21 protein-coding genes are annotated in these 26,143 nt (G+C 72.0%); 3 read left to right on the plus strand and 18 right to left on the minus strand.

What is annotated here, in order from left to right; genetic code table 11:
• Positions 1-73: 73 nt before the first annotated feature.
• The gene (locus tag ACPU2J_RS09480) at positions 74-1,021 is read left to right on the plus strand and encodes a zinc metalloprotease (protein WP_361605692.1); all 948 of its coding nucleotides are present in this window, start codon (positions 74-76) and stop codon (positions 1,019-1,021) included.
• 66 nt (positions 1,022-1,087) lie between these two features.
• Here ACPU2J_RS09480 and ACPU2J_RS09485 read toward each other — a convergent pair whose 3' ends face one another.
• Positions 1,088-1,657: a dienelactone hydrolase family protein gene (locus ACPU2J_RS09485; RefSeq protein ID WP_365074439.1), complete on the minus strand. Its 570-nt coding sequence runs from the start codon at positions 1,655-1,657 to the stop codon at positions 1,088-1,090.
• Between the two features lie 63 nt (positions 1,658-1,720).
• Here ACPU2J_RS09485 and ACPU2J_RS09490 point away from each other — a divergent pair, with 63 nt between their 5' ends.
• Positions 1,721-2,779 (plus strand): mechanosensitive ion channel family protein, encoded by a 1,059-nt coding sequence (locus tag ACPU2J_RS09490; RefSeq protein WP_423833072.1) that lies wholly within the window; start codon positions 1,721-1,723, stop codon positions 2,777-2,779.
• A gap of 36 nt (positions 2,780-2,815) precedes the next feature.
• Here the strand turns inward: ACPU2J_RS09490 and ACPU2J_RS09495 are convergent, their stop codons facing one another.
• From ACPU2J_RS09495 to ACPU2J_RS09510, 4 genes are all read right to left on the minus strand, one after another.
• On the minus strand, positions 2,816-4,408 hold the full coding sequence (locus ACPU2J_RS09495) for a Na+/H+ antiporter (RefSeq protein WP_423833073.1): 1,593 nt from the start codon (positions 4,406-4,408) through the stop codon (positions 2,816-2,818).
• Positions 4,409-4,553: 145 nt separating this feature from the next.
• Positions 4,554-5,495 (minus strand): RluA family pseudouridine synthase, encoded by a 942-nt coding sequence (locus tag ACPU2J_RS09500; RefSeq protein ID WP_360876108.1) that lies wholly within the window; start codon positions 5,493-5,495, stop codon positions 4,554-4,556.
• A gap of 41 nt (positions 5,496-5,536) precedes the next feature.
• Positions 5,537-6,100: a signal peptidase II gene (lspA, locus tag ACPU2J_RS09505; protein ID WP_361605680.1), complete on the minus strand. Its 564-nt coding sequence runs from the start codon at positions 6,098-6,100 to the stop codon at positions 5,537-5,539.
• 163 nt (positions 6,101-6,263) lie between these two features.
• Complete coding sequence (locus tag ACPU2J_RS09510) at positions 6,264-7,109, minus strand: TraR/DksA family transcriptional regulator (RefSeq protein ID WP_423833074.1); 846 nt, start codon at positions 7,107-7,109, stop codon at positions 6,264-6,266.
• Between the two features lie 603 nt (positions 7,110-7,712).
• Here ACPU2J_RS09510 and ileS point away from each other — a divergent pair.
• A complete protein-coding gene (gene ileS / locus ACPU2J_RS09515; protein ID WP_365074454.1) occupies positions 7,713-10,859 on the plus strand; it encodes an isoleucine--tRNA ligase in 3,147 nt (1,048 codons plus the stop codon).
• Positions 10,860-11,625: 766 nt separating this feature from the next.
• On the opposite strand, the gene ACPU2J_RS09520 is transcribed toward ileS, so the two are convergent.
• From ACPU2J_RS09520 to ACPU2J_RS09580, 13 genes are all read right to left on the minus strand, one after another.
• The gene (locus tag ACPU2J_RS09520) at positions 11,626-12,846 is read right to left on the minus strand and encodes a DivIVA domain-containing protein (protein WP_420081062.1); all 1,221 of its coding nucleotides are present in this window, start codon (positions 12,844-12,846) and stop codon (positions 11,626-11,628) included.
• Between the two features lie 82 nt (positions 12,847-12,928).
• Positions 12,929-13,225, minus strand: a complete 297-nt coding sequence (locus ACPU2J_RS09525) for a YggT family protein (RefSeq protein WP_360879231.1) — start codon at positions 13,223-13,225, stop codon at positions 12,929-12,931.
• A gap of 60 nt (positions 13,226-13,285) precedes the next feature.
• Positions 13,286-13,903: a cell division protein SepF gene (locus ACPU2J_RS09530; protein ID WP_361595065.1), complete on the minus strand. Its 618-nt coding sequence runs from the start codon at positions 13,901-13,903 to the stop codon at positions 13,286-13,288.
• A gap of 149 nt (positions 13,904-14,052) precedes the next feature.
• Entirely contained in the window at positions 14,053-14,772 is a 720-nt protein-coding gene (locus ACPU2J_RS09535) for a YggS family pyridoxal phosphate-dependent enzyme (protein ID WP_420081061.1), read from the minus strand.
• Positions 14,759-15,523 (minus strand): peptidoglycan editing factor PgeF, encoded by a 765-nt coding sequence (gene pgeF / locus ACPU2J_RS09540; RefSeq protein ID WP_423834943.1) that lies wholly within the window; start codon positions 15,521-15,523, stop codon positions 14,759-14,761. Before pgeF ends, ACPU2J_RS09535 begins: the two co-directional genes overlap by 14 nt.
• A 17-nt stretch (positions 15,524-15,540) precedes the next feature.
• Positions 15,541-16,749, minus strand: coding sequence for a cell division protein FtsZ (ftsZ, locus tag ACPU2J_RS09545; RefSeq protein WP_420081060.1), 1,209 nt, complete (start codon positions 16,747-16,749; stop codon positions 15,541-15,543).
• 278 nt (positions 16,750-17,027) lie between these two features.
• Positions 17,028-17,879 carry a cell division protein FtsQ/DivIB gene (locus ACPU2J_RS09550; protein ID WP_423833075.1) on the minus strand — a complete coding sequence of 284 codons (852 nt, stop codon included), beginning with the start codon at positions 17,877-17,879 and terminating at the stop codon, positions 17,028-17,030.
• 29 nt (positions 17,880-17,908) lie between these two features.
• The gene (gene murG / locus ACPU2J_RS09555; RefSeq protein ID WP_361595072.1) at positions 17,909-19,003 is read right to left on the minus strand and encodes an undecaprenyldiphospho-muramoylpentapeptide beta-N-acetylglucosaminyltransferase; all 1,095 of its coding nucleotides are present in this window, start codon (positions 19,001-19,003) and stop codon (positions 17,909-17,911) included.
• A 6-nt stretch (positions 19,004-19,009) separates the two neighbouring features.
• Complete coding sequence (gene ftsW, locus ACPU2J_RS09560; RefSeq protein WP_361595074.1) at positions 19,010-20,371, minus strand: putative lipid II flippase FtsW; 1,362 nt, start codon at positions 20,369-20,371, stop codon at positions 19,010-19,012.
• Positions 20,372-20,441: 70 nt separating this feature from the next.
• Entirely contained in the window at positions 20,442-21,941 is a 1,500-nt protein-coding gene (gene murD / locus ACPU2J_RS09565; protein ID WP_365074466.1) for a UDP-N-acetylmuramoyl-L-alanine--D-glutamate ligase, read from the minus strand.
• Positions 21,923-22,993 (minus strand): phospho-N-acetylmuramoyl-pentapeptide-transferase, encoded by a 1,071-nt coding sequence (gene mraY, locus ACPU2J_RS09570; protein WP_360879207.1) that lies wholly within the window; start codon positions 22,991-22,993, stop codon positions 21,923-21,925. Before mraY ends, murD begins: the two co-directional genes overlap by 19 nt.
• On the minus strand, positions 22,990-24,420 hold the full coding sequence (locus tag ACPU2J_RS09575) for a UDP-N-acetylmuramoyl-tripeptide--D-alanyl-D-alanine ligase (protein WP_423833076.1): 1,431 nt from the start codon (positions 24,418-24,420) through the stop codon (positions 22,990-22,992). The genes mraY and ACPU2J_RS09575 overlap by 4 nt, the downstream gene beginning before the upstream one ends.
• The gene (locus tag ACPU2J_RS09580) at positions 24,417-26,126 is read right to left on the minus strand and encodes a UDP-N-acetylmuramoyl-L-alanyl-D-glutamate--2,6-diaminopimelate ligase (protein WP_420081057.1); all 1,710 of its coding nucleotides are present in this window, start codon (positions 26,124-26,126) and stop codon (positions 24,417-24,419) included. Before ACPU2J_RS09580 ends, ACPU2J_RS09575 begins: the two co-directional genes overlap by 4 nt.
• Positions 26,127-26,143 lie beyond the last annotated feature (17 nt).

Raw genomic sequence — 26,143 nt, forward strand, 5'->3', positions numbered from 1 at the left:
CACCACCCCCCACTCGCGAGGAGCACACGTGCGCGCAACTGCCCGCATATCCCCACTGCTTCGCCGCCGCCTCATGGGCACGGCGGTCCTGGCCGGAACCCTGGCGTTCACCCCGCTCGCGGCCCCCACCACGCTCGCGGCCGCCAAGACCCCCGCCGAAGTGTGCGCCGACGAGGCCACCGGGCCGGCCAACGCCCGCGTGACCCGTGCCCACGACGAGCACGCGGACGAGCCCAACGAGCTCACCGACGCGCAGGCCAAGGCCATGGACGCCGACCTGAAGGCGAAGCTCGACAAGGCCCTGAAGAACCAGCCGCAGCGCAGCCTCGCCGCCGCCGAGGCGGTCGTGAACATCCCCGTGTACTTCCACGTCATCCACTCCGGCAGCACCGGCAAGCTCACGTCCACGGACGTCGGCAAGCAGCTCGCGGTCCTCAACGCGGCCTACGGCGGCCAGGGCACCGGAAACGTGAACACGAACTTCCAGTTCACCCTGGCGTCCACGGACTACACGGACAACGCGTCCTGGTACAACCTGGCCTCCGGCTCGCAGGCCGAGAAGGACATGAAGAACACCCTGCGCAAGGGCGGGCCGGGCGCGCTCAACTTCTACACCGCCAAGCTCTCCGGCGGCCTGCTCGGCTGGGCGACCTTCCCGACCTCCTACGCCTCCAGCCCCAAGATGGACGGCGTGGTCGTACTGGACAGCTCGCTGCCCGGCGGCTCCTCCGCCAACTACAACGAGGGCGACACCGCGACCCACGAGGTCGGCCACTGGCTCGGGCTCTACCACACCTTCCAGGGCGGCTGTAACGGCAACGGCGACTACGTCGCCGACACCCCGGCCGAGAAGAGCGCCGCGTACGAGTGCCCGACCGGCCGTGACAGCTGCGCGAGCAAGCCGGGCGCCGACCCGATCCGCAACTTCATGGACTACACGTACGACTCCTGCATGTACCAGTTCACCGCCGGCCAGGTGGCCCGCATGAGCAGCAGCTGGACCGCCTACCGGGCGGGCTGACCCAGCGGGAGGGGCCCCGGTCCGGCAGCACGCCGGACCGGGGCCCCTCTCGTTCCCGCGCCGCGGCTACAGGCTGTCGAGGAAGCCGATCGCGGCCTTCCAGGCCTGCTCCGCCGCCTCGGCGTCGTAGTCGTCCAGGCCCGGGTCCGTGAACAGGTGCCCCGCACCCGGGTAGCTGTGGACCTCCACGTCCGCGCCCGCCCGCTGCATCCGCAGGTACCAGGCGGTCAGCCAGTCGTGCGGCTCGAAGGGATCGGGGTCGGCGATGTGCAGCTGCACCGGCAGCTCGTCCACCGACGCGCCGTCCTCCAGGTCCGCCGTCCCGTGCAGGAGCAGCAGGCCGCGCGCCTTCTCGTCGGCCAGCGCCAGGTGCTGGGCGACGGAGCCGCCGAAGGAGAAGCCCGCGTAGACCAGCCCCCGGTCGGAGTGCGGGGCCGCGGCCAGCACCGCCCGCTTCAGCAGCTCGTCACGGCCGATGCCGTCCCGGTGGGCCATGCCCTCCTCGACGGTCTCGAAGGTGCGGCCCTCGAACAGGTCCGGCACCTGGACCTCGTGACCGGCCGCCCGCAGCCGGTCGGCCGCCTCGTGCACCGCGGGCCGCAGCCCGTACGTCGAATGGAAGAGCATGATGTTCATGCCTCCATCGTGCCAGCCGCGGAAGGCCCGGGATCCCGCCCCGCTTCCCGCTACGTTCCTCCCATGGAGACGGAGAACTTCCAGAGCCCGTGGACGGTCGTCGCAGGCGCCCTGGTGGCCACCCTGATCGCGGGCTGGCTGCTGGACCTGCTGCTGCGCCGGGCCGACGCCCGGCACCCCGAGACCCCCCTGTGGGGCCTGCTGCGCCGCTGCCGCCTCCCCTTCCAGGTGGTGCTCTGCACCAGCCTGCTGAGAGCCTCCTACCGCTGGGCCGGCGTCCTGCCCGACCATCCCGTCGGCGTCGGCCGCTTCCTCACCCTGGTCCTGATCGGCTCGGCGGCCTGGCTGGCGGTACGCGTCGCCGCCGCGGCCGTGGACTCGACGTACGCCCGCTACGCCGCCGTGACGGAGGACGAGGCCCGGGTCCGCCGGGTCCGCACCCAGGTCACGCTGATCCAGCGGGTGATCACCGCGGTCGTGGTCGTGGTCGCCGTCGCGGCGATACTGCTGACCTTCCCCGCCATGCGCACGGTCGGCACCTCGATGCTGGCCTCCGCCGGCATCCTCGGCATCGTGGCGGGCATCGCCGCCCAGGCCTCGCTGAGCAACCTCTTCGCCGGACTCCAGATCGCCTTCGGCGACACCGTCCGCATCGGCGACACGGTCGTGGTCGACAAGGAGTGGGGCAGGGTCGAGGAGATCACCCTCACCTTCCTGACCGTCCGCACCTGGGACGAGCGCCGCATCACGATGCCCGTGTCGTACTTCACGAGCAAGCCCTACGAGAACTGGTCGCGCGGCGGTGCCGAGATGACCGGCACGGTCTTCTGGCACCTGGACCACTCGGCCCCCGTCGGCCTGATGCGCGAACGGCTGGCCGAGGTCCTCGCCGGACTCCCCGAATGGGACGGCCGCGGCGGCGGCCTGGCCGTGACGGACACCACACCGCACACGGTCGTGGTCCGCGCCGTGGTCACCGCGAAGGACGCGGACGACCTCTGGACGCTGCGCTGCGCCGTCCGCGAGCAGCTGATCACCTGGCTGGCCGCCCACCACCCGCACGCCCTCCCCCGCATCACCACCCTCGACGCGACCCCCGCCCCGGAACAGGACCCGGCCTGAGACCGTGGGCGGCCGCCCCGGGCACCGGGCGGCCGCTCACGGCGAGCGCAGGCTGCGCACGTCCAGGTGCCGCAGCACCCGGTCGACGACCTCCGGGTCGGAACCGGGCTCGCTGCGGGCGGCCAGCACCTCGTGCCGGGCGGCGGACATCATCTCCCGCTGGATCCGCTGGATCGCGTGCAGCCGCTCCACCCGCTGCGCGTACGCCTCCCGCCGCTCCTCGTCCACCATGTCGGGGCTGATGCGGGCCCCCACGTCGTAGGCGCGCCGGGTCAGCTGCTCGATCAGGTCCTCCGGCAGCTCCTCGACCTCCTCGATCTCCTTCAGCCGCTGCTTCGCGGCCTTTGCGGCGCGGATCGCCAGCTGCCGTTCGGCGTCGCGGGCCGCGTCCGTGTCGGCCTCCACGCCCAGCCGGCGCACCAGCCACGGCAGCGTCAGCCCCTGGCACACCAGCGTCACCATGATCACCGCGAACGCGATGAAGACGATCTCGTCCCGGGCCGGGAACGGCTCCCCCGCATCCGTCCGCAGCGGAACGGCCAGGGCCAGCGCCACCGAGGCCACCCCCCGCATCCCCGCCCACCACATGACCACGCTCTCGCGCCAGCTGAGCGGGATCTCCTCGTCGTAGTCGCGCCGCCGGTGCAGCTTCTGCGCGAGCCAGCCGGCCGGCAGCAGCCACAGCAGCCGGACGCCGACCACCACCGCGACCACGGCGGCCGCCCAGCCGGCCATCTCCAGCTCCCGGCCCCGGGTCGTCCCGAAGACGTTGTGCAGCTCCAGCCCGATCAGCCCGAAGGCCACGCCCGTGACCAGCATGTCGACCACCTCCCAGAAGGTGTGGCCGGCCAGGCGCCCCAGCACGTCGTCGGCGTCGTTGGCGTACTCGGCGAGGAACAGGGCCGTCGTCAGCACCGCCAGCACCCCGGACCCCTCCAGCTCCTCCGCCAGCACGTACGACACGAAGGGCACCAGGAGCGTCAGCCCGATCTGCAGCGTGGCATCGCCCAGCCGGCCCATCAGCCGGTGCGTGGCCCAGCCGAGGGCCAGGCCGACGGCCACCGCGACGACGGCGGACAGCACGAACTCCCCGAGCGCGTCGGGCCAGGAGAAGGAGCCGCTCACGGCGGCCGCGATCGCCACGTGGTAGAGCACGATGGCCGTCACGTCGTTGAAGAGCCCCTCGCCCTCCAGGATCGACACCATCCGGCGGGGCAGCCCGAGCGACCCGGCGACGGCCGTGGCGGCGACCGGGTCGGGCGGGGCGACGAGCGCGCCGAGCGCGACGGCCGCGGCGATCGGCAGCCCCGGCACCACGGCGTGCGCGACGGCGGCCACGGCCGCGGTCGTGACGAACACCAGGGCCACGGCCAGCAGGAGGATGGGCCGCACGTTGGCGGCGAACTGCCGCCAGGACGTCCGCTGCACGGAGGCGTACAGCAGCGGCGGCAGCACCAGCGGGAGGATGTAGTCGGGCGGGATGTCCACGTTCGGCACGGCCGGGACCAGGGCGAGGCACACCCCGCCGACGGTCATCAGGACGGGCGCGGGCAGTCCGAGCCGGTCCCCGAGCGGCACCGTGACCACCGCTCCGAGCAGGAGCACGAACAGCAGGGCGAGCTGATCCACTCCCCCACCCTGCCAGGCTGCCGCGCCCGGCCGCGGCGGTGCGGGCCGCGGTCGCGTGTCGGCGGCCGCCGCACACCCCGTACGGCCGTCGGCGGCCCCGGCCGCGGGACTCCGGCGGCCGGGGCCGGCCGCCGGTCGGGGACCGCTACTCGCTCTCCGCGCGGATCACGTCCAGGGCGTGCTGGAGGTCCGCCGGGTAGCCGCTCTCGAACTCCACCCACTGCCCGTCCGCGGGGTGCTCGAAGCCGAGCCGGACCGCGTGCAGCCACTGCCGGGTCAGGCCGAGCCGCTTGGCGACGGTCGGGTCCGCGCCGTAGGTCAGGTCGCCGACGCAGGGGTGGCGGTGCGCGGACATGTGCACGCGGATCTGGTGCGTACGGCCCGTCTCCAGCTTGATGTCCAGCAGGGACGCGGCGCGGAAGGCCTCGATGAGGTCGTAGTGCGTGACGGAGGCCTTGCCGTCCTGGGTCACGGCCCACTTGTAGTCGGCGCTGGGGTGCCGGCCGATCGGCGCGTCGATCGTGCCGCTCATCGGGTCCGGGTGCCCCTGCACCAGCGCGTGGTAGCGCTTGTCCACGACGCGCTCGCGGAACTGGTTCTTCAGCGAGGTGTACGCCCGCTCCGACTTCGCGACGGCCATCAGGCCGGAGGTGCCGACGTCGAGGCGGTGCACGATGCCCTGGCGCTCGGAGGCGCCGGAGGTGGAGATCCGGTAGCCCGCGGCGGCGAGACCGCCGATGACGGTGGTGCCGGTCCAGCCGGGGCTCGGGTGCGCGGCCACGCCGACCGGCTTCATGATCACGACGATGTCGTCGTCGTCGTGGACGATCTCCATGCCCGGGACCGGCTCGGCCACGATCTCGACCGGACGCGGCGGCGCGGGCATCTCGACCTCGAGCCAGGCGCCGCCGTGCACGCGCTCGGACTTCCCGACCACGCTGCCGTCGACCGACACCTTCCCCTCGGCCGCGAGCTCGGCCGCCTTCGTCCGGGAGAAACCGAACATGCGGGCGATGGCGGCGTCGACGCGCTCGCCTTCGAGGCCATCGGGAACGGGCAGGGTGCGGATCTCGGGAATCGTACTCACCCGTCGAGTATGCAGGACGGGGCGGACGGCCCGTCCCGCGCTCAGTCCTTGTGGACGGTGCCGTCCGGGTCCAGGCCCTTGAACGACAGCAGCACGATCAGGATGCCGCCGCACACGATCGCCGAGTCGGCGATGTTGAAGACGGCGAAGTGGGCCGGGGCGATGAAGTCGACGACCGCCCCGCGGAACACGCCCGGCGAGCGGAAGATCCGGTCGGTCAGGTTGCCCAGCGCGCCGCCCAGCAGCAGGCCCAGCGCGATCGCCCACGGCAGGCTGTACAGCTTGCGGGCCAGCCGCACGATCACCACGATGACGGCCGCCGCGATGGCGGTGAAGATGATGGTGAAGGCCTCGCCGAAGCCGAAGGCGGCACCCGGGTTGCGGACCGCCTCGAACTTCAGCAGGTCCCCGATGATCTCGATCGGCGGCTGGTGCTCCAGCTTCGCCACGACCAGCATCTTGGTACCGAGGTCCAGCAGGTAGGCCAGCACCGCCACGACGAGCAGTGCCGCGATCCGCCGACGCCCCTTCGCGGGCCCGGCGGACTCCGGCTGGGAGCCGTCCCCGATGTCCGGCGTACCGATGATGCGCTCCGCCTCTGCCACGTGAGTCCCTCGAACTAGCCGACCCAGGCTCCTCATGGACCCTGACGAGACACGAGGGTACGTCAGGGCCCCCGCGAGCGGCCCGTCCCGGCTCCCGCTGCAGCGCAAATCACCCGGGGCCCCGCCGCCCGGCGCCCGGGGGGCCGGCCGGCAGGGAGGCGGGTCAGTGGCGCCGCTCCTGCTTCTGCTTGCAGTCCACGCACAGGGTGGCCCGGGGGAAGGCCTGCATCCTGGCCTTCCCGATCGGCTGCCCGCAGTTCTCGCAGAGGCCGTACGTGCCCGCTTCCAGCCGCTCCAGGGCCCGCTCGGTCTGCTCCAGCATGGAGGTCGCGTTCGCCTGGAGGGCGAGCTCCGACTCCCTCGTGATGTTCTTCGTACCGGTGTCGGCCTGGTCGTCGCCCGCGCCGTCGCCCGAGTCCCGCATCAGGCCGGAGATGGCGACCTCGGAGGCGTCCAGCTCGGCGCGCAGCCGCAGCAGCTCCGACGTCAGCTCCGCCCGGGCCTCCGCGACCTCGTCCGGGGTCCACGGGTCCTCCCCCGGCCGTACGGCGAGCTCACCGGGGGCGGCCGCCGCCGCGACCCGGGTCTTGGGCAGCCCGCTGGTGGCGGCCTCCGCCGTCTTCCTCGCCGCACCGCTGCTCTTCTTGGCAACCACGTTCCGGACTCCCGTCTCCTTCGCGGCGTGTGCCGCCCCCTCGGCCCCGGCCGTCGTGGCCGCGGCCGTCCGCTTCCCTGCGGCGGTCGTCTTCCTGGCGGGAGACTTCTTCGCCGGAGCCTTCTTCGCGGCGGTCTCCTTCACCGCGGCCTTCTTCGCAGCGGTCTTCTTCGCAGCAGTCTTCTTCGCAGCAGTCTTCTTCGCGGCCGCCTTCTCGGCCGGGGCCTTCTTCACCGCGGTCTTCCTCGCGGCCGTCTTCTTGGCGGGAGCCGCCTCCGCGGGGACCTCCGCCTTCGAGGCGGCCCTCCCGACGGCCCTTTCGGCAGTACTCCCGGCGGTCTTCTTCGCCACCATGGCCGCGGCCCCTTCACATACCGTGATATTGCTCGCGAATCGTGCCGGAACGATAAATCGGCTCCGACCCCACGGCAACGGGGCACGCATCCGTCGAGGTCAACCTGCATCCGTTGTGCCCATCCGGAGGCCCGGTAATCCGCCCCTCCCGCCCCACCCGACGGCGGGCCCGCACCGCTCGTCCGTCCGGGTCACCCCCGGCGCCGCCGCGGACGCCCCGGACGGCCCCGGAGGCGGGGCCGGCGCCCCGCCGGACGGGCCCCGGCCCCGGCGCGGCACCGAAAACCGGTCTGCCGGGCGCCCCCCGGCCCCGTACACTGACCCCAGCGAAAGGCATGGACGGGGACGAGTAGCGTCGGACGCAGCCAGGAGCGACCCGGGGACGGTGAGAGCCCGGGGGCGAGCGCGACGTGAAGGATCACCCCTGAGCCGCCGGAAGAAAGCCGCGGGTCCCCCGCAGGGCGAGTAGAACCGGCTTCGCACCCCAATGAGGGGGCCACCGGATCCGTCCGGCGGCCAAGGAGGGTGGTACCGCGGGAGCAGCAGTCGGCTCTCGTCCCTCCGGACGGAAGTGACACCCCGCCGGAGGAAGAGTTCAGCCTCATGACCACACCGCCGCAGTACCGCCCGGTACCCGCCCAGGTCGACCTGCCTGCCCTCGAGCACGCGGTCCTCGACTTCTGGCGCGAGAGCAAGACCTTCGCCAAGACCCTGCAGCAGTCCGAGGGCCGCCCCGAGTGGGTCTTCTACGAGGGCCCGCCCACCGCGAACGGCATGCCCGGCGCCCACCACATCGAGGCCCGCGTCTTCAAGGACGTCTTCCCCCGCTTCCGCACCATGCGCGGCTACCACGTGGCCCGCAAGGCCGGCTGGGACTGCCACGGCCTGCCCGTCGAGCTCGCCGTCGAGAAGGAGCTGGGCTTCAACGGCAAGCAGGACATCGAGGCGTACGGCATCGCCGAGTTCAACGCCAAGTGCCGCGAGTCCGTGACCCGCCACACCGACGCGTTCGCCGAGCTCACGACCCGCATGGGTTACTGGGTCGACCTGGACGACGCCTACCGCACCATGGACCCCGAGTACGTCGAGTCCGTGTGGTGGTCCCTCAAGGAGATCTTCAACAAGGGCCTGCTCACCCAGGACCACCGCGTCGCCCCCTGGTGCCCGCGCTGCGGCACCGGCCTCTCGGACCACGAGCTGGCCCAGGGCTACGAGACGGTCGTCGACCCCTCCGTCTACGTCCGCTTCCCCCTCACCTCCGGCCCGCTCGCCGGCGAGGCGGCCCTGCTGGTCTGGACGACCACCCCGTGGACCCTGGTGTCCAACACGGCGGTCGCGGCCCACCCGGAGGTCAGCTACGTCGTCGCGACCAACGGCGAGGAGAAGCTGGTCGTCGCCCAGCCTCTGCTGGAGAAGGCCCTCGGCGAGGGCTGGGAGGCCACCGGCGAGTCCTTCACCGGCAAGGAGATGGAGCGCTGGACCTACGAGCGCCCCTTCGAGCTGATCGAGTTCCCGGCCCCGGCCCACTACGTCGTGAACGCCGAGTACGTCACGACCGAGGACGGCACCGGTCTGGTCCACCAGTCCCCCGCCTTCGGCGCCGACGACCTCGCGGTCTGCCGCGCGTACGGCCTGCCCGTCGTGAACCCGGTCCGCCCCGACGGCACCTTCGAGGAGGAGGTCCCCCTGGTGGGCGGCGTCTTCTTCAAGAAGGCCGACGAGAAGCTGACCGCCGACCTCGACGCGCGCGGCCGGCTCTTCAAGCACATCGCCTACGAGCACAGCTACCCGCACTGCTGGCGCTGCCACACGGCCCTGCTCTACTACGCGCAGCCGTCCTGGTACATCCGCACCACCGCCGTCAAGGACGCGATGCTGCGGGAGAACGAGAAGACCAACTGGTTCCCGGACTCCGTCAAGCAGGGCCGCTTCGGCGACTGGCTCAACAACAACATCGACTGGGCGCTCTCCCGCAACCGCTACTGGGGCACCCCGCTGCCGATCTGGCGCTGCGAGGAGAACCACCTCACCTGCGTCGGCTCCCGCGCCGAGCTCTCCGAGCTGTCCGGCCAGGACCACTCGGACCTGGACCCGCACCGCCCGTACATCGACGACGTCACCTTCACCTGCACCCACGAGGGCTGCTCCCTCGAAGCGGTCCGCGTGCCCGAGGTCATCGACGCCTGGTACGACTCCGGCTCGATGCCGTTCGCGCAGTGGGGCTACCCGTACAAGAACAAGGAGATCTTCGAGAAGCGCTACCCGGCGCAGTTCATCTCGGAGGCCATCGACCAGACCCGCGGCTGGTTCTACACGCTGATGGCGGTCGGCACCCTCGTCTTCGACAAGTCGTCCTACGAGAACGTGGTCTGCCTCGGCCACATCCTCGCCGAGGACGGCCGCAAGATGTCCAAGCACCTGGGCAACATCCTCCAGCCGATCCCGCTCATGGACCAGCACGGCGCGGACGCGGTGCGCTGGTTCATGGCGGCCGGCGGCTCCCCCTGGGCGGCCCGCCGCGTCGGCCACGGCACCATCCAGGAGGTCGTCCGCAAGACCCTCCTCACGTACTGGAACACGGTCGCCTTCCAGGCCCTGTACGCCCGTACGTCGAACTGGGCGCCCTCCGCCGCCGACCCGGCCCCGGCCGACCGCACGGTCCTGGACCGCTGGCTGCTCTCCGAGCTGCACGCCCTGGTCTCCGAGGTCACCGAGGCGATGGAGTCCTACGACACCCAGCGCGCCGGCAAGCTGCTGTCCTCCTTCGTCGACGACCTGTCCAACTGGTACGTCCGCCGCTCGCGCCGCCGCTTCTGGCAGGGCGACGCCGCCGCGCTGCGCACCCTGCACGACGTGGTGGAGACCGTCACCCGCCTCCTCGCGCCGCTGACCCCGTTCATCACGGAGCGGGTCTGGCAGGACATGGTGGTCCCGGTCACCCCGGAGGCACCGGAGTCGGTGCACCTCTCCACCTGGCCGGTCGCCGACACGACGGCGATCGACCCGACCCTGTCCCAGCAGATGCAGCTGGTGCGCCGCCTGGTCGAGCTGGGCCGCGCCACGCGTGCGGAGTCGGGCGTGAAGACCCGCCAGCCGCTCTCCCGGGCGCTGGTCGGGGCGACGGGCTTCGACGCCCTCTCCCCCGAGCTCCAGGCCCAGATCACGGAGGAGCTGAACGTCTCCTCCCTGGCCTCCCTCTCGGAGGTCGGCGGGTCCCTGGTGGACACCACGGCGAAGGCGAACTTCCGGGCGCTCGGCAAGCGCTTCGGCAAGGGCGTCCAGGACGTGGCGAAGGCGGTGGCCGCGGCCGACGCGGCGGCCCTGTCGCTGGCCCTGCGCTCCGGCGAGGCCACGGTGGAGGTGAACGGGGAGCAGGTCACCCTCACCCCCGAGGAGGTCATCATCACCGAGACCCCGCGCGAGGGCTGGTCGGTGGCGTCCGACTCGGGCGCGACGGTGGCCCTGGACCTGGAGATCACCCCCGAGCTGCGGCTGGCGGGCCTGGCCCGTGACGCGATCCGGCTGATCCAGGAGGCCCGGAAGAACTCCGGCCTGGACGTCGCGGACCGCATCGCCCTGCGGTGGTCCTCCGCGGACCCGGAGGTCGTGACGGCCCTGACGGACCACGCGGGCCTCATCGCCGACGAGGTCCTGGCGACGGACTTCGCGTCGGGCGAGGCGGACGGCGCGTACGGTGACCCGTTCACGGACGAGCCCCTGGGCCTGACCTTCCGCCTCCGCAAGGCGTAACCCCCGGCCAACGGCCCGCCCTTCCCCTCCCGGGGTGGGTGCGGGCCGTTTCCCGTCTCCGCCCCGGTGGCCGCGCCTCAATCGCCGGCGGGGCTGGGGGGTGTGCGGGGGCGGGGTCGGTGGGGTGGGGGGTGTGGGTGTCGTGGGGTGGTGCCCCTGCGGGGGCTCTCCTCGGCTCGGCGCGTGCGGGCATGTCACGGGTGGTACCCGGTGGTGGCGCCTCGTCCTGCGGGGAGCCCCCACAGTGTCCCCACCCCACGCCCCCCACACCCCGGGCCCGCCCCGCCCGCGCGAGGGGGGTGGGAAAGGCGTCCTCCTCGGGCCTGCTTCCGCCCGCGCGAGGTGGGGCGGGCCCGGGGCCATGCCGCTCGGCGGGGTAGGGGCGTGCCCAGGCCGGTCCCGCTCGGGTGGGTGTGGGCGTGCCGGGTCGGGGATGCCTCGAGACCGATGTCCCTCCTGCCGGGGCGGGGTGGATGTGCCGGTGGGGGTGTGGGGACGGTGGGGGGTGTCCCCGCAGGACGAGGCGCGACCACCGCTCACAGCCGAGACATGCCCGCGCGCGCCGAGCCGAGGAGACACCCCCCGCCGGCCCCGCACACCCACCCCCATCCGACCCCGACCCCGCACACCCCCCAGCCCCGCCGGCGATTGAGGCGCGGCCACCGGGCCGCAGACGGGAAACCACCCGGACGCGGAAACGGGCCGGGCCCGGTGCCCCCGTGGGGGAACCGGGCCCGGCCCGTGACTGCCGACTGCGCGGCGGCGCCTAGTTGTCGTCCTCGTCGATCAGGAAGCCCCGCATCGGCGACGGCGCCTGCATCGGCTGCGGCGCGGTCGGCCGCACCGGCGCCATCGGCTGGGTCATCGCCGGGGACATCTGCTGCTGGCCGCCGTAGGACGGACCGGCACCCATCGGGGAGGGACCGCCCATGGGGGACGGGCCGCCCATGGAGTGGCCCATCGCACCGGCCGGAGCCATCGACGGGGACGGCGACGGCGGCAGCGCCGGACCGGCCGGGTTGCGCGGCGGGGCGAGGGAGTCGTCGGCCTGGGTCTCCAGCTGGCGCAGCTGCGACTCCAGGTACGACTTCAGGCGCGTGCGGTACTCGCGCTCGAAGCCCCGCAGGTCCTCGACCTTGCGCTCCAGCGTGGCGCGGGCGGACTCCAGGGAACCCATCGCGACGCGGTGCTTCTCCTGCGCGTCCCGCTCCAGCGCGTCGGCCTTGGCGCGGGCGTCCCGCTCCAGGCCCTCGGCGCGCGACCGGGCCTCGCCGACGATCTTGTTGGCCTCGGAGCGGGCCTCGGCGATCGCCTGGTCGGCGGTCTGCTGCGCCAGCGACAGGACGCGGGCGGCGCTGTCGCCACCGGGGCCCTGCTGCGGAAGCTGCGGCTGACCCATGGGCTGCATCTGCTGGCCCATCGGCTGCATGGGCTGACCCATCGGCTGCATCTGCTGGCCCATGGGCTGCATCTGCTGGCCGAGCGGGTTCTGGCCGCCCATCGACTGCTGCTGACCCATCTGCTGCTGACCCATCTGCTGCTGGCCCATGGGCTGCTGACCCATGCCCTGCGGTCCGCCCATGGGGTGCTGCTGCATGGGGCCGCCCATGGGGCCGGGGCCCTGCGGGCCGCCGTGTCCACCGGGGCCGGGCGGGAGCTGCGGCGCGCCGCCGGGCAGCTGGGGCGGGCCCATCTGCGGCTGCTGCGGCTGCTGCGGCGGGCCGGATATGGCCGCGGGCACGGGGGCGCCGGGGCCTCGCTGGTCCTGGGGCTCGGGCTTGCGCATTCCCTGCTGCTGCTGGTTCTGCGCGGCGGCGCGCGTGGCGGCGGCCAGCTTCGCGCGCAGGTCCTCGTTCTCGCGCAGCAGGCGCGTCAGTTCGGACTCGACCTCGTCGAGGAAGGCGTCGACCTCGTCCTCGTCATAGCCTTCTCGGAGGCGGACGGTCGTGAACTGCTTGTTCCGCACGTCCTCGGGAGTCAGCGGCATGTCTTCTTCACCTCTACGTAGTCGTCGGCAGTCGGCAAGACCGTATCGGGACCGTCCCCGCGCGTGCGGGGCAGCTCATCGTTCACACGCTTCTCGCAGCGGCGCTCACGAAGTTGATGAGGATGTAAACGATGATCATCAGAACGAAGAAGGACAGGTCGAGTGCCACGCCCCCGAGGCGCAACGGCGGGATGAACCGCCGAAGCAGCTTGAGCGGTGGATCGGTGACAGTGTAGGTGGCCTCGAGTACGACCACCATCGCCTTGCCGGGTGTCCATGAGCGTGCGAACTGGAACACGTAGTCCATGACCAGTCGGAAGATCAGCACGATCAGGAAGCACATCAGCACGATGTAGACCACCTGCAGTGCGACACCCATCCCGTGCTTCCCTCTCCCCGTTTCCCGCTCTGTTCCCGGCCCCGTGTCTGACGGATCGGTCTAGCTTTGGTTGAAGAACCCGCCCTCCGCGATGCGGGCCTTGTCCTCCGCCGTGACATCGACGTTAGCAGGCGACAGCAGGAACACCTTCTGTGTCACGCGTTCAATGCTGCCGTGCAGACCGAACACGAGTCCGGCGGCGAAGTCCACCAGACGCTTCGCGTCCGTGTCGTCCATCTCCGTGAGATTCATGATCACCGGAGTGCCCTCACGGAAGTGTTCCCCGATGGTACGGGCCTCGTTGTAGGTCCGGGGGTGCAGCGTCGTGATGCGGTACGGCTCCCGCTCGGAGACGACCTTGGGCATGATCACGGGGGCGTTCTTCTCCAGGTTCGTGCGTTCAGGTGTGATGGATGCCACGGGGGCAATTCGCGCAGGACGTCCGTTTTCCACCGGAATTGGGATGGGTTCCCGCTGCGCCGGAGGCTGTGCGACTCGTACCGGTTCGTCCGGTACGGGCGCTTGGTGCACGGGCTGCTGTCGGCGATCCCGCTCCCGAGCCCGTTCCATCTCCGGCTCGGGCTCGAACTCGTCGTCGGGGTCGTACCCCGGGTTGTCGTACCGGTCGTCCTCCACGAGGCCGAGGTAGACCGCCATCTTGCGCATCGCGCCGGCCATTCTCCGAGTCCTCCGCTCTGTGGTGGATCGCCCTGTCGCAGGTGCCGCCGTGTCACGAATGTCACCAACTGCCCGCGATCCACGTGGTCTGCCCGCTCATCGACGGGAATGACCATATTTTCTGCTGTGGTCCGACTTTCTTCGCGACGTTACCCGAGCCGGGGTCTCGCGCCGAGTACCGCAGTGCCGACGCGTACATGTGTCGCACCGGCCGCCACGGCCTGTTCCAGGTCTGCGCTCATCCCGGCCGACACCATCGTGGCAGTCGGATGGTCCGCGCGCAGGCCGGATGACAATTCCACCAGCCGCTCGAAGGCGGCCCGTTCGCGTCCCGCGTAGGGGCCGGACAGCGGGGCGACGGTCATCAGTCCGTCGATCCGCAGTCCCGGTGACCCGGCGACGAGATCCGCCAGCTCCGCGAGCTGTTCGGGCGCCGCCCCTCCGCGGGAGCCCCGTTCGCCCGACTCGGCGTCGAGGGCGATCTGCACGAGGCAGCCGAGCTCCCGGTCGGCGTTCACCGCGGCCGACGAGAGGGCGGTGACCAGCCGGGGCCGGTCCACCGACTGCACGACGTGCGCGTATCCCGCAACGGAACGGACCTTGTTCGTCTGCAACTGGCCGACGAAGTGCCAGCTGAGGGGCAGATCCGTGCAGGCGGCGGCCTTGGGGGCGGCGTCCTGGTCGCGGTTCTCCGCGACATGACGGACGCCCAGCTCCGCCAGCAGCCGCACGTCGCTCGCGGGGTAGGTCTTGGTGACCACGATCAGCGTCACCTCGTCCCGGTCCCGGCCCGCCCCGGCGCACGCGGACGAGATTCGTTCCTCCACCCGCGCCAGGTTCTCGGCGAGCTCCGCCTTACGATCCGTCATCCTGCTGTTCCCCCGGGGCTCCGGGGGTCGCCCCCCGGGAAGACTCTGTCAACCAGACATAACCGGCAAGCCGTCCGGTCACCCGGTCACGGCGGTACGAGAAGTGGTCCCGCGACTCCAGTGTGCAGACCGGGGAACGGAGGCCGTTCACCACCCCCGCCTCCGCGAGCTGCGCGTGCACCCCCGCGACCACGTCGACCGCCGGTGTCCCCCAGCTGGTCTCGGCGCGGGCGGCGGGCACCACCGCGGTCACCGCCTCCCGCATCTCGGCCGGCACCTCGTAGCAGCGGCCGCAGACCGCGGGTCCGGTCCGGGCGACGATCCGCCCGGGTTCCGCGCCGAGGGCCACCATCGCCTCGATGGCGGCCGGCACGACCCCGGCGACCAGCCCGGGCCGCCCGGCGTGGGCGGCCGCGGCGACCCCGGCGACGGGGTCGGCCAGCAGGACGGGGGTGCAGTCCGCGGTGAGCACGGCGAGGGCGAGGCCCCGACGCGCGGTCACCACCGCGTCCACGGCCGGGATCTCCGCGTCCCCCCAGGGACCGTCGACCACGGCGACGTCCCGGCCGTGCACCTGGTTCATCCAGACCACCCGGTCCGGGTCGAGTCCCAGGGAGCCTGCGGCACGGGCCCGGTTCGCGAGAACGGCGGCCGGGTCGTCTCCGACCGCGCCGCCGAGGTTGAGCTCTTCGTACGGAACGGCGCTCACTCCGCCCCACCGGTCGGTGAAGGCGAAGTGGGCGCCGCCCACGTGGTGCTGCTCCGGTGTCACTTCAAGAAGTCCGGGACATCCAGCTCCTCGGCCGGGCTGTCCTGGTACGGACGGGCCGTCGGGACCTGCGGGGCCGGGGCCTGGATCTCGGCCGGCGCCGGCTCGACGGGGGCCGGGGGCTCCTCGCGCGGGGTGACCGTGCCGAGACCGCCGAAGGCCGGGCGGGCCGGCTCGGGGGCGGCGCGGACGGGGGCCGGTGCGGGCTCCTCGCGCTTGGTGGACGCGGCGCCGATGACGTTGTCCCGGCGGGCCGGGGGCTGTCCGCCGTCGAACCCGGCGGCGATGACGGTGACCCGCACCTCGTCGCCGAGCGCGTCGTCGATGACGGCGCCGAAGATGATGTTCGCCTCGGGGTGCGCCGCCTCGCTCACCAGCTGCGCGGCCTCGTTGATCTCGAAGAGACCGAGGTCGGAGCCGCCGGAGATGGAGAGCAGCACGCCGCGGGCGCCGTCGATGGACGCCTCCAGCAGCGGCGAGGAGATCGCCATCTCGGCCGCGGCCACCGCGCGGTCGTCGCCGCGCGCCGAGCCGATGCCCATGAGCGCCGAGCCCGCCTCGGACATCACGGACTTGACGTCGGCGAAGTCGAGGTTGATCAGGCCCGGGGTGGTGATGAGGTCGGTGATGCCCTGAACGCCCGAGAGCAGGACCTGGTCCGCCGACTTGAAGGCGTCCAGGACGCTGACCTGGCGGTCCGAGATGGACAGCAGACGGTCGTTGGGGATGACGATGAGGGTGTCGACCTCTTCGCGGAGCTCGGCGATGCCGTCCTCCGCCTGGTTGGCGCGGCGCCGGCCTTCGAAGGTGAAGGGCCGGGTGACCACGCCGATCGTCAGGGCGCCGAGCGAGCGCGCGATGTTGGCGACGACGGGTGCGCCGCCGGTGCCGGTGCCGCCGCCCTCGCCGGCGGTCACGAAGACCATGTCGGCCCCCTTGAGGACCTCCTCGATCTCCTCACGGTGGTCCTCTGCCGCCTTGCGACCGACCGCCGGGTTGGCGCCGGCGCCGAGGCCGCGGGTCAGTTCCCGGCCGACGTCGAGCTTGACGTCGGCGTCGCTCATCAACAGCGCCTGGGCGTCGGTGTTGATGGCGATGAACTCGACGCCCTTGAGACCGACCTCGATCATTCGGTTGATGGCATTGACACCACCGCCGCCGACACCGATGACCTTGATGACTGCGAGGTAGTTCTGCGGTGCTGCCACGTCGAAGGCCTCTCGCCTCGAGTTACGTGTCGCCGCCTCGCGGGCCTGCGTTGCGACGACTGATGCCGAAATGGGACGGTCCGAACGCGCCGACCCGAACCCTCACCCTGAAGTTTAGGGTTAGGGGTGTGTCTGTTCCCTGGACTCTTCCGAACAGGACACTAAGTCGACAAGTAGCGCGTGTTCAACGAACACGCCGAACCTCCCGTTTTTCTTTTCACCCTATGTGATCACCCGTATCGCTGGCCAACCAGGGTGCGCCGCTGTTGAACCCGACGTCAACTCCCGGCCGCAGCAGGGGCGGTGGGAACGCTCACGTCGAAGTGACCGGCCTTGGGAGCGGCTTTCAGCAAAGCGGTCAGCGCGCGCCCCTTCGCATCGCTCTGTTCGCCACTCCCCCACCGCACGGTGCGCCCCCCGGTGAGCTCCAGCACGATGGAATCGTAGGACCCCACCGTGACCTGCACGGTTTGCTTCGCGACCGGCCCAGGAAGGGCTCCGGCGACGAGGACGGCCTCGTGCAGCAGCCGCTCCTCGTCGAAGCGGCGGGCGCTCGGGGAGCCCCCGGCGTTCAATTCGAGGACCGGAACACCCGCGGGTGCTTTCGGAACCGTGTCGAATCGCACACCCGATGCGTCCACTTCGACGAAGTTGGCGTCCTTCTTGATGAGCAGGACGGGTTTGCGTTCGGTCACCTTCAGTCCGATTCCGTGCGGCCAGGCGCGCACCACATCGACCGAATCGATGCGGGGCAGCCGGCCGCGCACCCGGCTCTCGATCTCCTCCGTGTCGACGCTCACGAGGGGTGCGCCGAGCGGCACGGCCGCCGCGGAGAGCACCTGTTCGGAGGTGAGCACCTGTGTGCCGGTGGCGGTGACCTTCTCCACCCGGAGCCAGGAGGATCCGTAGAGCACCCAGGTGCCGCCCCCGGCGAGCAGCACGGCGGCGGCGAGGGAGGCCAGCACGGGGCCCCGGCGCAGGCGCGCGCCGGGGCCCCGCGGTGCGGTCTTCCTCGTGGGCTCGGAGGACTTGGGCGGCTTGGGGGGCCGGGGGGTGCCGGCCCCCTTGCGGGCGGGCCGGCCGGGCCGTTCGGACGGTGTTCCGCGCTGTGCGGTCGGCGCTCCGGCCACTCCTGTGCCTCCTGCGTCAGCGTCCCGCGTCAGCGGGCCCTGTGGGCCGCAATCGCCTCGTACACCATGCCGACCAGCAGGTCGTCGGCGTCCCGGCGGCCGAACTCTCCGGCGGCGCGGGACATCTCGTAGAGGCGGTGCGGATCGGACAGCACCGGAAGGACCTGGCCCAGCACCCAGTCGGGGGTCAGTTCCGCGTCGTCCACGAGCAGGCCGCCGCCGGCCTTGACCACCGGCTGGGCGTTGAGCCGCTGTTCGCCGTTGCCGATCGGCAGCGGGACGTAGGCGGCGGGCAGCCCGACGGCGGACAGTTCGGCGACGGTCATCGCTCCCGCGCGGCACAGCATCATGTCGGCGGCGGCGTACGCGAGATCCATCCGGTCCACGTACGGTACCGGCACATACGGCGGCATCCCGGGCATGTTGTCGACACGCGGCAGTTCGTTCTTCGGCCCGACGGCGTGCAGGATCTGCACGCCGGAGCGCTGGAGGGTCGGAGCGACCTGCTGGATCGTCTCGTTGAGGCGGCGGGCGCCCTGCGAGCCGCCGGAGACCAGCAGGGTCGGCAGGTTGGGGTCCAGGCCGAACGCGGCGCGCGCCTCGGGGCGTACGGCGGCCCGGTCGAGGGTGGAGATCGAGCGGCGCAGCGGGATGCCGACGTAGCGGGCGCCGCGCAGCTTGCTGTCGGGCGTGGAGACCGCGACGGCGTGCGCGTAGCGGGAGCCGATCTTGTTGGCCAGTCCGGGCCGGGCGTTGGCCTCGTGGACGATGATCGGCACGCCGAGCCGCTTGGCGGCCAGGTAGCCGGGCAGGGCCACGTAGCCGCCGAAGCCGACGACGCAGTCGGCCTTGGTGCGCTGGAGGATCTCCTCGGCGGCCTTGATGGTGCCGCGCAGCCGCCCGGGGACGGTGATCAGTTCCGGGGTGGGCTTGCGGGGCAGCGGTACCGCGGGGATCAGTCCCAGCTCGTAGCCGCGCTCGGGCACGAGGCGGGTTTCGAGTCCGCGTTCCGTGCCCAGGGCGGTGATGCCCACTGTGGGGTCCTGCCTGCGCAGGGCGTCCGCGAGGGCGAGCGCCGGCTCGATGTGGCCGGCGGTCCCCCCACCGGCGAGTACGACATGCACCGAAATTCACCGCTCTCCGGACGGACGCTTCGTGACGCGCCGTCTCATCGACTTCCATCTCACCCCGGTCCGCCTCCAGCCGGTCTTCGGCTGTCGCATCGCGAGTGCCGCGCGCGCGGCGGGCTCCTCACGCGCGAAGGCGATGAGCAGTCCGACCGCGAACATGGTCGGCAGCAGGGCGGACCCCCCGTAGGAGAACAGCGGGAGCGGGACCCCGGCGATCGGCAGCAGGCCGAGCACCGCACCGATGTTGATCACGGCCTGGGCCGTGATCCAGGTGGTCACGCCTCCCGCGGCAAACCGTACGAAGGAGTCCTCCGTGCGTCCGGCCACGCGGATACCCGCATAGCCTAGAGCCGCGAAGAGGGCGAGCACCGACAGCGTCCCCGCCAGACCCAGTTCCTCCCCGGTGATGGCGAAGATGAAGTCCGTGTGGGCTTCGGGTAGTTGACCCCATTTTTCCACACTTGCACCCAGTCCGGAACCGAACCAGCCGCCGGAGGCGAGGGCGTAGATTCCGTGCACGGCCTGCCAGCAGAGGTCGTTCTTGCCGGGTTCGGTGGCGCCGAGGCATTCGAGCCGGTCCATCCGGTGCGGGCTGGTCTTGATGAGCAGTGCGACGATCGCACCCGCGAAGGCGAGCACACCGACGAACAGCCGGGTGGGCGCGCCGGCGAGCCAGAGCAGTCCGAAGAGGATGGCGCCGAGGATCATCGCGGTGCCCATGTCGCCGCCCAGCATGATGAGCCCGAGCAGCAGGAAGGCCACCGGGACCAGCGGGACGAGCAGGTGCTTCCACTGGCTCAGCAGGCCCTTGTCGCCCTTGCGGGCCAGCAGGTCGGCGCCCCAGAGGATCAGGGCCAGCTTCCCGAACTCGCTGGGCTGCAGCATGAACGGGCCGCCGAGGGAGATCCAGTTCTGGTTGCCGTTGATCGAGACCCCTATCCCGGGGATCTGGACCAGGACCATCAGGAAGAGCGTGCCGGCCAGGACGGGGTAGGACAGCGCCCGGTGCAGTGTGACCGGCATCCGGGAGGCGGCGAGCAGCAGCACGGTGCCGATGAGGGCGGCCAGGAACTGCTTCTTGAAGAAGTAGGCGTCGCCGAGGCCCAGCTGGAGGGCCTTGATCATGGAGGCGGAGTAGACCATCACCAGGCCGAGCACGGTGATGAGCAGGGAACTGCCGAAAATCAGGTAATACGCGGTGAGGGGGCGGTCCCAGGCCTTGCGCAACTGCCGCTGCGTACGCCGCAGGCCGGCCAGCGGCCCGCGCCCGGCGGGCCGCCTCACCCTCACCGCGGGGCGTTTGCGGCCCTGCGCCTTCACGGCGGACGGCCGCCGCCCCGGCAGCATCTGCTTGGCCGGCATCTGTGATCTTCCCCTCCACTCGTACGGGGCGAGCAGCCGGCCGGAGGGAACCTGTTCGGGCGCCCCCGGCCTAGGCCGTGTCCGCAGTGCTCCCGGCGGCCAGTTCGCGCACCGCGTCGGCGAATGCGTCCCCGCGCTTGTTGTAGTTCGCGAACATGTCCATCGACGCGCAGGCGGGTGCCAGCAGGACCGTGTCGCCGGGCTCGGCGAGCGCGGCCGCCTCCCGGACCGCTGCGAGCATCGCCCCAGTGTCGGTCCGGTCGAGGTCGACGACCGGGACCTCGGGCGCGTGTCGCGCCAGCGCGTCGGCGATGAGCGCCCGGTCGGCGCCGATCAGGACGACGCCGCGCAGCCGCTTCGCCGACTTCTGCACGAGCTCGTCGAAGGTCGCGCCCTTGGCGAGGCCACCGGCGATCCAGACGACCGGCTCGAAGGCCGCCAGCGAGGCCTCGGCCGCGTGGGTGTTGGTCGCCTTGGAGTCGTCGATGTAGGTGACCGAGCCGACCTCGGCCACGTGGGCGACGCGGTGGGCGTCCGGGCGGAAGTCGCGCAGTCCGTCGCGGACGGCGCGCGGCTCCACGCCGAAGGCGCGGGCGAGGGCGGCGGCGGCGAGGGCGTTGGCGATGTTGTGCGGGGCGGGCGGGTTGACGTCCTTGACCTCGGCGAGCTCCTGGGCGTTCTTCTGCCGGTTCTCGACGAAGGCGCGGTCGACGAGGATGCCGTCGACGACGCCGAGCATGGACGGGCCGGGCGCGCCGAGGGTGAAGCCGATCGCCCGGCAGCCCTCCACGACGTCGGCCTCGACCACGAGGTCCTCGGTGGCCTTGTCGGCCGCGTTGTAGACGCAGGCGACCGTGTTGCCCTCGTAGATGCGGCCCTTGTCGGCGGCGTACGCCTCCATGGAGCCGTGCCAGTCGAGGTGGTCGGGGGCCAGGTTGAGGACGGCCCCGGAGTGGACGCGCAGCGAGGGCGCCCAGTGCAACTGGTAGCTGGAGAGTTCGACGGCGAGCACGTCGTACTCCTGCTCGCCGAGCACCACGTCGATGATCGGTGTGCCGATGTTGCCGACGGCCGCGGTGCGCAGCCCTGCGGCCTTCAGGATCGACGCCAGCATCTGGGTGGTGGTGGTCTTGCCGTTGGTGCCGGTGATGGCCAGCCAGGGGGCCGGCTCCCTGCGGGGCGCGCCGGCGGCGGCCCGCCGCTCCTGGCCGACCTCGCGCAGCAGCCAGGCGATCTCGACGTCGCCGACGACGTCCGTGCCCGCGGCGGCGGCTGCGGCGAAGAGCGGGCTGTCGGGCTTCCAGCCGGGCGAGGTGACGACGAGGTCGGTGCCCTCGGGCAGCACCTCGCCGGCGTGCCCCCCGTCGGCCAGCCGCCCGAGGCGGACCTCGATGCCCTCCTCGGCGAGTTCGGCGGCCCGGGCGCGGTGCGCGTCGCCGTCCCCGTTGTCGACGACGGTCACCGAAGCGCCGAGGCCGGCCAGGGCGCGGGCGGCACTGATGCCGCTCACGCCGAGGCCGGCGACGGTGATGTTCTTGCCGTGCCAGGAGGTCACTTGTCGGCTGCCCATCCCGCGTAGAAGATTCCGAGGCCGACGATCACGCACATGCCCTGGATGATCCAGAAGCGGACCACCACGAGCACTTCGGACCAGCCCTTGAGTTCGAAGTGGTGCTGCAGCGGTGCCATCCGGAAGACGCGCTTGCCGGTCAGCTTGAAGGAGCCGACCTGGATGACGACCGACATGGTGATGAGGACGAACAGGCCGCCGAGGAGGGCGATCAGGAACTCGGTGCGCGAGCAGATCGCGAGGCCGGCGAGGGCGCCGCCGAGGGCCAGGGAGCCGGTGTCGCCCATGAAGATCTTGGCGGGCGAGGTGTTCCACCACAGGAAGCCGAAGCAGGCGCCCATGAGGGCGGAGGCGACCACGGCGAGGTCGAGCGGGTCGCGCACCTCGAAGCAGGCGTTCGGGCTGGGCAGGGTCTGCGCGTTGACGCAGGACTCCTGGAACTGCCAGACGCCGATGAAGGTGTAGGCGCCGAAGACCATCACGGCGGCGCCGGTGGCCAGACCGTCCAGACCGTCGGTGAGGTTCACGCCGTTGGACATGGCGAGGATCATGAACAGCGCCCAGACCACGAACAGCACCGGTCCGAGCGACCAGCCGAAGTCGGTGACGAACGACAGCTTGTCGGAGGCCGGGGTGAGTCCGCGCGAGTCCTTGAACTGGAGCGCGAGCACGGCGAAGGCGATGCCGACGATCAGCTGGCCGGCCATCTTGGCCTTGGCGCGCAGACCGAGCGAACGCCGCTTGACGATCTTGATGTAGTCGTCCAGGTAGCCGACCAGGCCCATGCCGGCCATCAGGAACAGCACGAGCAGGCCCGAGAAGCTCGGCTCCTCACCGGTGATGACCTTCGTCAGCGCGTACGCGACCAGGGTCGCCAGGATGAAGGAGATACCGCCCATGGTGGGCGTCCCCTTCTTCCCGGCGTGGCCGCGCGGACCGTCGTCGCGGATGAACTGGCCGTAGCCCTTGCGGGCCAGCAGCTTGATCAGCAGCGGCGTACCGATGACGGTCAGGAACATGCCGATGACACCGGCGAACAGGATCTGCCTCATCGGCCGGCGACCTCGCCCTCGACAGTGCCCTCGAGCAGGGCCTGGGCCACCCGCTCCAGACCGGCCGACCTGGAAGCCTTCACCAGCACGACGTCACCCGGGCGCAGTTCACTGCGCAACAGGTCGACCGCCGCCTGCGCGTCGGACACGAGCACCGACTCCTCACCCCACGAACCCTCGTTATATGCGCCCAGTTGCAGCCAGGAGGCTTCCCTGCCCCCGACTGCGACGAGCTTGCTCACGTTGAGCCGGACGACAAGTCGTCCGACCGCGTCGTGCTCGGCGAGAGCGTCGTCTCCGAGCTCGGCCATCGGGCCGAGCACCGCCCACGTGCGTCCCCCGTTCGCCCTGGCCGCACCGCCCATCGCGGCGAGCGCGCGCAGTGCGGCCCGCATGGACTCCGGGTTCGCGTTGTAGGCGTCGTTGACGATCGTCACACCGTCCGCGCGCTCGGTGACCTCCATCCGCCACCGGGACAGCGTGCCCGCCCCGGAGAGCGCGGTGGCGATCTCCTCGACGGACATGCCCAGGACATGGGCGACGGCGGCCGCGGCGAGCGCGTTCGACACGTGGTGCTCACCGTACAGCCGCAAGGTCACGTCGCTGCACCCGGTCGGTGTGTGCAGTGTGAAGGATGGCTGCCCGGTGTCCGTCATCCGGACGTCGGTGGCCCGGATTTCGGCGTCGTCGGCCTCGCCGAAGAGGACCGTACGCGCCTTCGTACGGGCGGTCATGGCGCGAACGAGCAGGTCATCGGCGTTGAGGACGGCGACGCCGCCCTCGGCCTCGGCGGGCAGGGACTCGACCAGCTCGCCCTTGGCCTGGGCGATCTGCTCGCGGCCGCCGAACTCGCCGATGTGCGCGGTCCCGACGTTGAGCACGAGGCCGATGCGAGGGGGCGTCAGTCCGGTGAGGTAGCGGATGTGGCCGATCCCGCGGGCGCCCATCTCCAGGACGAGGTGCTGGGTGTCCTCGGTGACGCGCAGCGTCGTGATCGGCAGCCCGATCTCGTTGTTGAGGTTTCCGGGGGTCCAGACGGTCGGCGCGTGGTGCTGGAGCACCTGCGCGATGAGGTCCTTGGTGGAGGTCTTGCCGGCGGATCCGGTCAGCGCGACGACGTCGGTGCCCAGGCGGGCGACGACGGCCCGGGCCAGGGCGCCGAGCGCGGCCACGACGTCGGGGACGACGATGGCCGCCACGCCGACGGGACGGGTCGCGAGGACGCCGACGGCGCCGGCGGCGAGGGCGCGTTCGGCGTAGTCGTGGCCGTCGACGCGCTCGCCGACGAACGCGGCGAACAGGCTCCCGGGGCGGACCTCGCGGGAGTCGTAGACCACGGGACCGGTGACCTGGACGGACGGATCCGGTATGTCGTGGGGTTGCCCGCCGGTGATGTCGGCGATCTCGGCGAGGGAGAGGGCGATCACTGGTTCACCTCGGCCTGTCGGGCCTGGGTCGTTCGGTCGAGCACGAGCCGGTGCTCGATCGCGGCGCGGAGCACCGTGCGGTCGTCGAAGGGCCGTACGACACCGGCGGTGTCCTGGCCCTGCTCGTGTCCCTTGCCCGCCACCAGGACGGTGTCCCCGGGCTCGGCGCGTGCGACGGCGGCGGCGATGGCCGCGGCGCGGTCGGCGTCGACGAGGACGGTGCCGCGCTCGGCGGGCGGGACGGACACGGCGCCCTCGAACATCGTGGCGAGGATCGCGAGCGGGTCCTCGGAGCGCGGGTTGTCGGAGGTCAGGACGGCCACGTCGGCGTACCGCGCGGCCGCGGCGCCCATCGGGCCGCGCTTGGTGGTGTCGCGGTCGCCGCCGCAGCCGAGCACGATGTGCAGTCGGCCGGCGGTGACCTCGCGCAGCGCGCGCAGCACGGATTCGACGGCGTCGGTCTTGTGCGCGTAGTCGACGACGGCCAGGTACGGCTGGCCCGCGTCCACGCGCTCCAGACGGCCGGGGACGCCGGGGACGGCGGCCACGCCGTCGGCGGCGGTCTGCGGGTCGAGTCCGGCCGCGGCCAGGGTGACGACGGCCGCCACGGTGTTGGCGACGTTGAACGGGCCCGGCAGCGGCGCCTCGGCCCGTACGCGCTGCCCGTCGGGGCCGAGCAGGGTCAGGGTGGAGCTCGCCGGACCGAAGACCACGTCCTCGGCGCGCCAGTCGGCGGCCGGGTCGCCTGCGGCGGAGAAGGTGACGACCGGGATCGTCGCCTCCTTGGCGAGGCGGCGGCCGTACTCGTCGTCGAGGTTGACCACGCCCAGGCGGGCCCGGCGGGGGGTGAAGAGCCCCGCCTTCGCCTGGAAGTAGTCCTCCATGTCGGAGTGGAACTCCATGTGCTCGGGGCTGAGGTTGTTGAAGACGGCCACGTCGAAGACGCAGCCGTCGACCCGGCCGAGGACGAGGGCGTGGCTGGAGACCTCCATGGCGACGGCCTCGACACCGCGTTCGCGCATGACCGCGAACAGGGCCTGGAGGTCTGTGGCCTCGGGGGTGGTGCGCTCGGACTTGATGCGCTCGTCGCCGATGCGCATCTCGACCGTGCCGACCAGTCCGGTGCTGCGGCCGGCCGCGCGCAGTCCGCCTTCGACGAGGTACGCCGTGGTGGTCTTGCCGGAGGTGCCGGTGATGCCGATCTGGAGGAGGTCCTTGCCGGGGTCTCCGTAGATGGCCGCGGCGAGCTCGCCCATCCGGCCCCGCGGGTCCTCGACGACGAGGACGGGCAGGCCGGTCGCGGCGGCGCGCTCGGACCCGGCGGGATCGGTCAGCACGGCGGCCGCGCCGAGGGAGGCCGCCTGGGCGGCGAACTCGGCGCCGTGCATCCGGGCGCCGGCCAGGGCGGCGTACAGGTCTCCCGGGCGGACCGCACGGGAGTCGTGCGTGATCCCGGTGATCTGCGCAGCGCCTGGGGACGGGATTCCCAGCAGGGCGGCCAGCTCGCCCAGCGGGCTCGGACTGGCGGACGCGGGCCTGGGCGCTCCCGGCGGCGCTGCCGGGGCGTCTTTCTGGGCGGTTCTGGGCTGATCAGCGTGGGGCACGGCGGTGAGCGTACCGGGCGTGGCGGCCGGGCCGCGAAGTGAGGGCCCGGCCGCGGGGCCGGCGGCCGGTCGGTTCCCGGGTTCGGGGGTGATCGTTGTCACTGATGGTGCCTCACGCT

Origin of the sequence: Streptomyces manipurensis, from assembly GCF_049570255.1 — a bacterium.
Classification (GTDB): Bacteria; Actinomycetota; Actinomycetes; order Streptomycetales; family Streptomycetaceae; genus Streptomyces; species Streptomyces manipurensis.

What these genes read in the sequence shown, in the direction of transcription:
- ACPU2J_RS09480 (WP_361605692.1), top strand. Translation starts at nt 74, where the DNA reads ATGGGCACGGCGGTCCTGGCCGGAACCCTGGCGTTCACCCCGCTCGCG.
- ACPU2J_RS09485 (WP_365074439.1), bottom strand. Translation starts at nt 1,657, where the DNA reads ATGAACATCATGCTCTTCCATTCGACGTACGGGCTGCGGCCCGCGGTG.
- ACPU2J_RS09490 (WP_423833072.1), top strand. Translation starts at nt 1,721, where the DNA reads ATGGAGACGGAGAACTTCCAGAGCCCGTGGACGGTCGTCGCAGGCGCC.
- ACPU2J_RS09510 (WP_423833074.1), bottom strand. Translation starts at nt 7,109, where the DNA reads ATGGTGGCGAAGAAGACCGCCGGGAGTACTGCCGAAAGGGCCGTCGGG.
- ileS (WP_365074454.1), top strand. Translation starts at nt 7,713, where the DNA reads ATGACCACACCGCCGCAGTACCGCCCGGTACCCGCCCAGGTCGACCTG.
- ACPU2J_RS09520 (WP_420081062.1), bottom strand. Translation starts at nt 12,846, where the DNA reads ATGCCGCTGACTCCCGAGGACGTGCGGAACAAGCAGTTCACGACCGTC.
- ACPU2J_RS09525 (WP_360879231.1), bottom strand. Translation starts at nt 13,225, where the DNA reads ATGGGTGTCGCACTGCAGGTGGTCTACATCGTGCTGATGTGCTTCCTG.
- ACPU2J_RS09530 (WP_361595065.1), bottom strand. Translation starts at nt 13,903, where the DNA reads ATGGCCGGCGCGATGCGCAAGATGGCGGTCTACCTCGGCCTCGTGGAG.
- ACPU2J_RS09535 (WP_420081061.1), bottom strand. Translation starts at nt 14,772, where the DNA reads ATGACGGATCGTAAGGCGGAGCTCGCCGAGAACCTGGCGCGGGTGGAG.
- ftsW (WP_361595074.1), bottom strand. Translation starts at nt 20,371, where the DNA reads ATGCCGGCCAAGCAGATGCTGCCGGGGCGGCGGCCGTCCGCCGTGAAG.
- murD (WP_365074466.1), bottom strand. Translation starts at nt 21,941, where the DNA reads ATGGGCAGCCGACAAGTGACCTCCTGGCACGGCAAGAACATCACCGTC.
- mraY (WP_360879207.1), bottom strand. Translation starts at nt 22,993, where the DNA reads ATGAGGCAGATCCTGTTCGCCGGTGTCATCGGCATGTTCCTGACCGTC.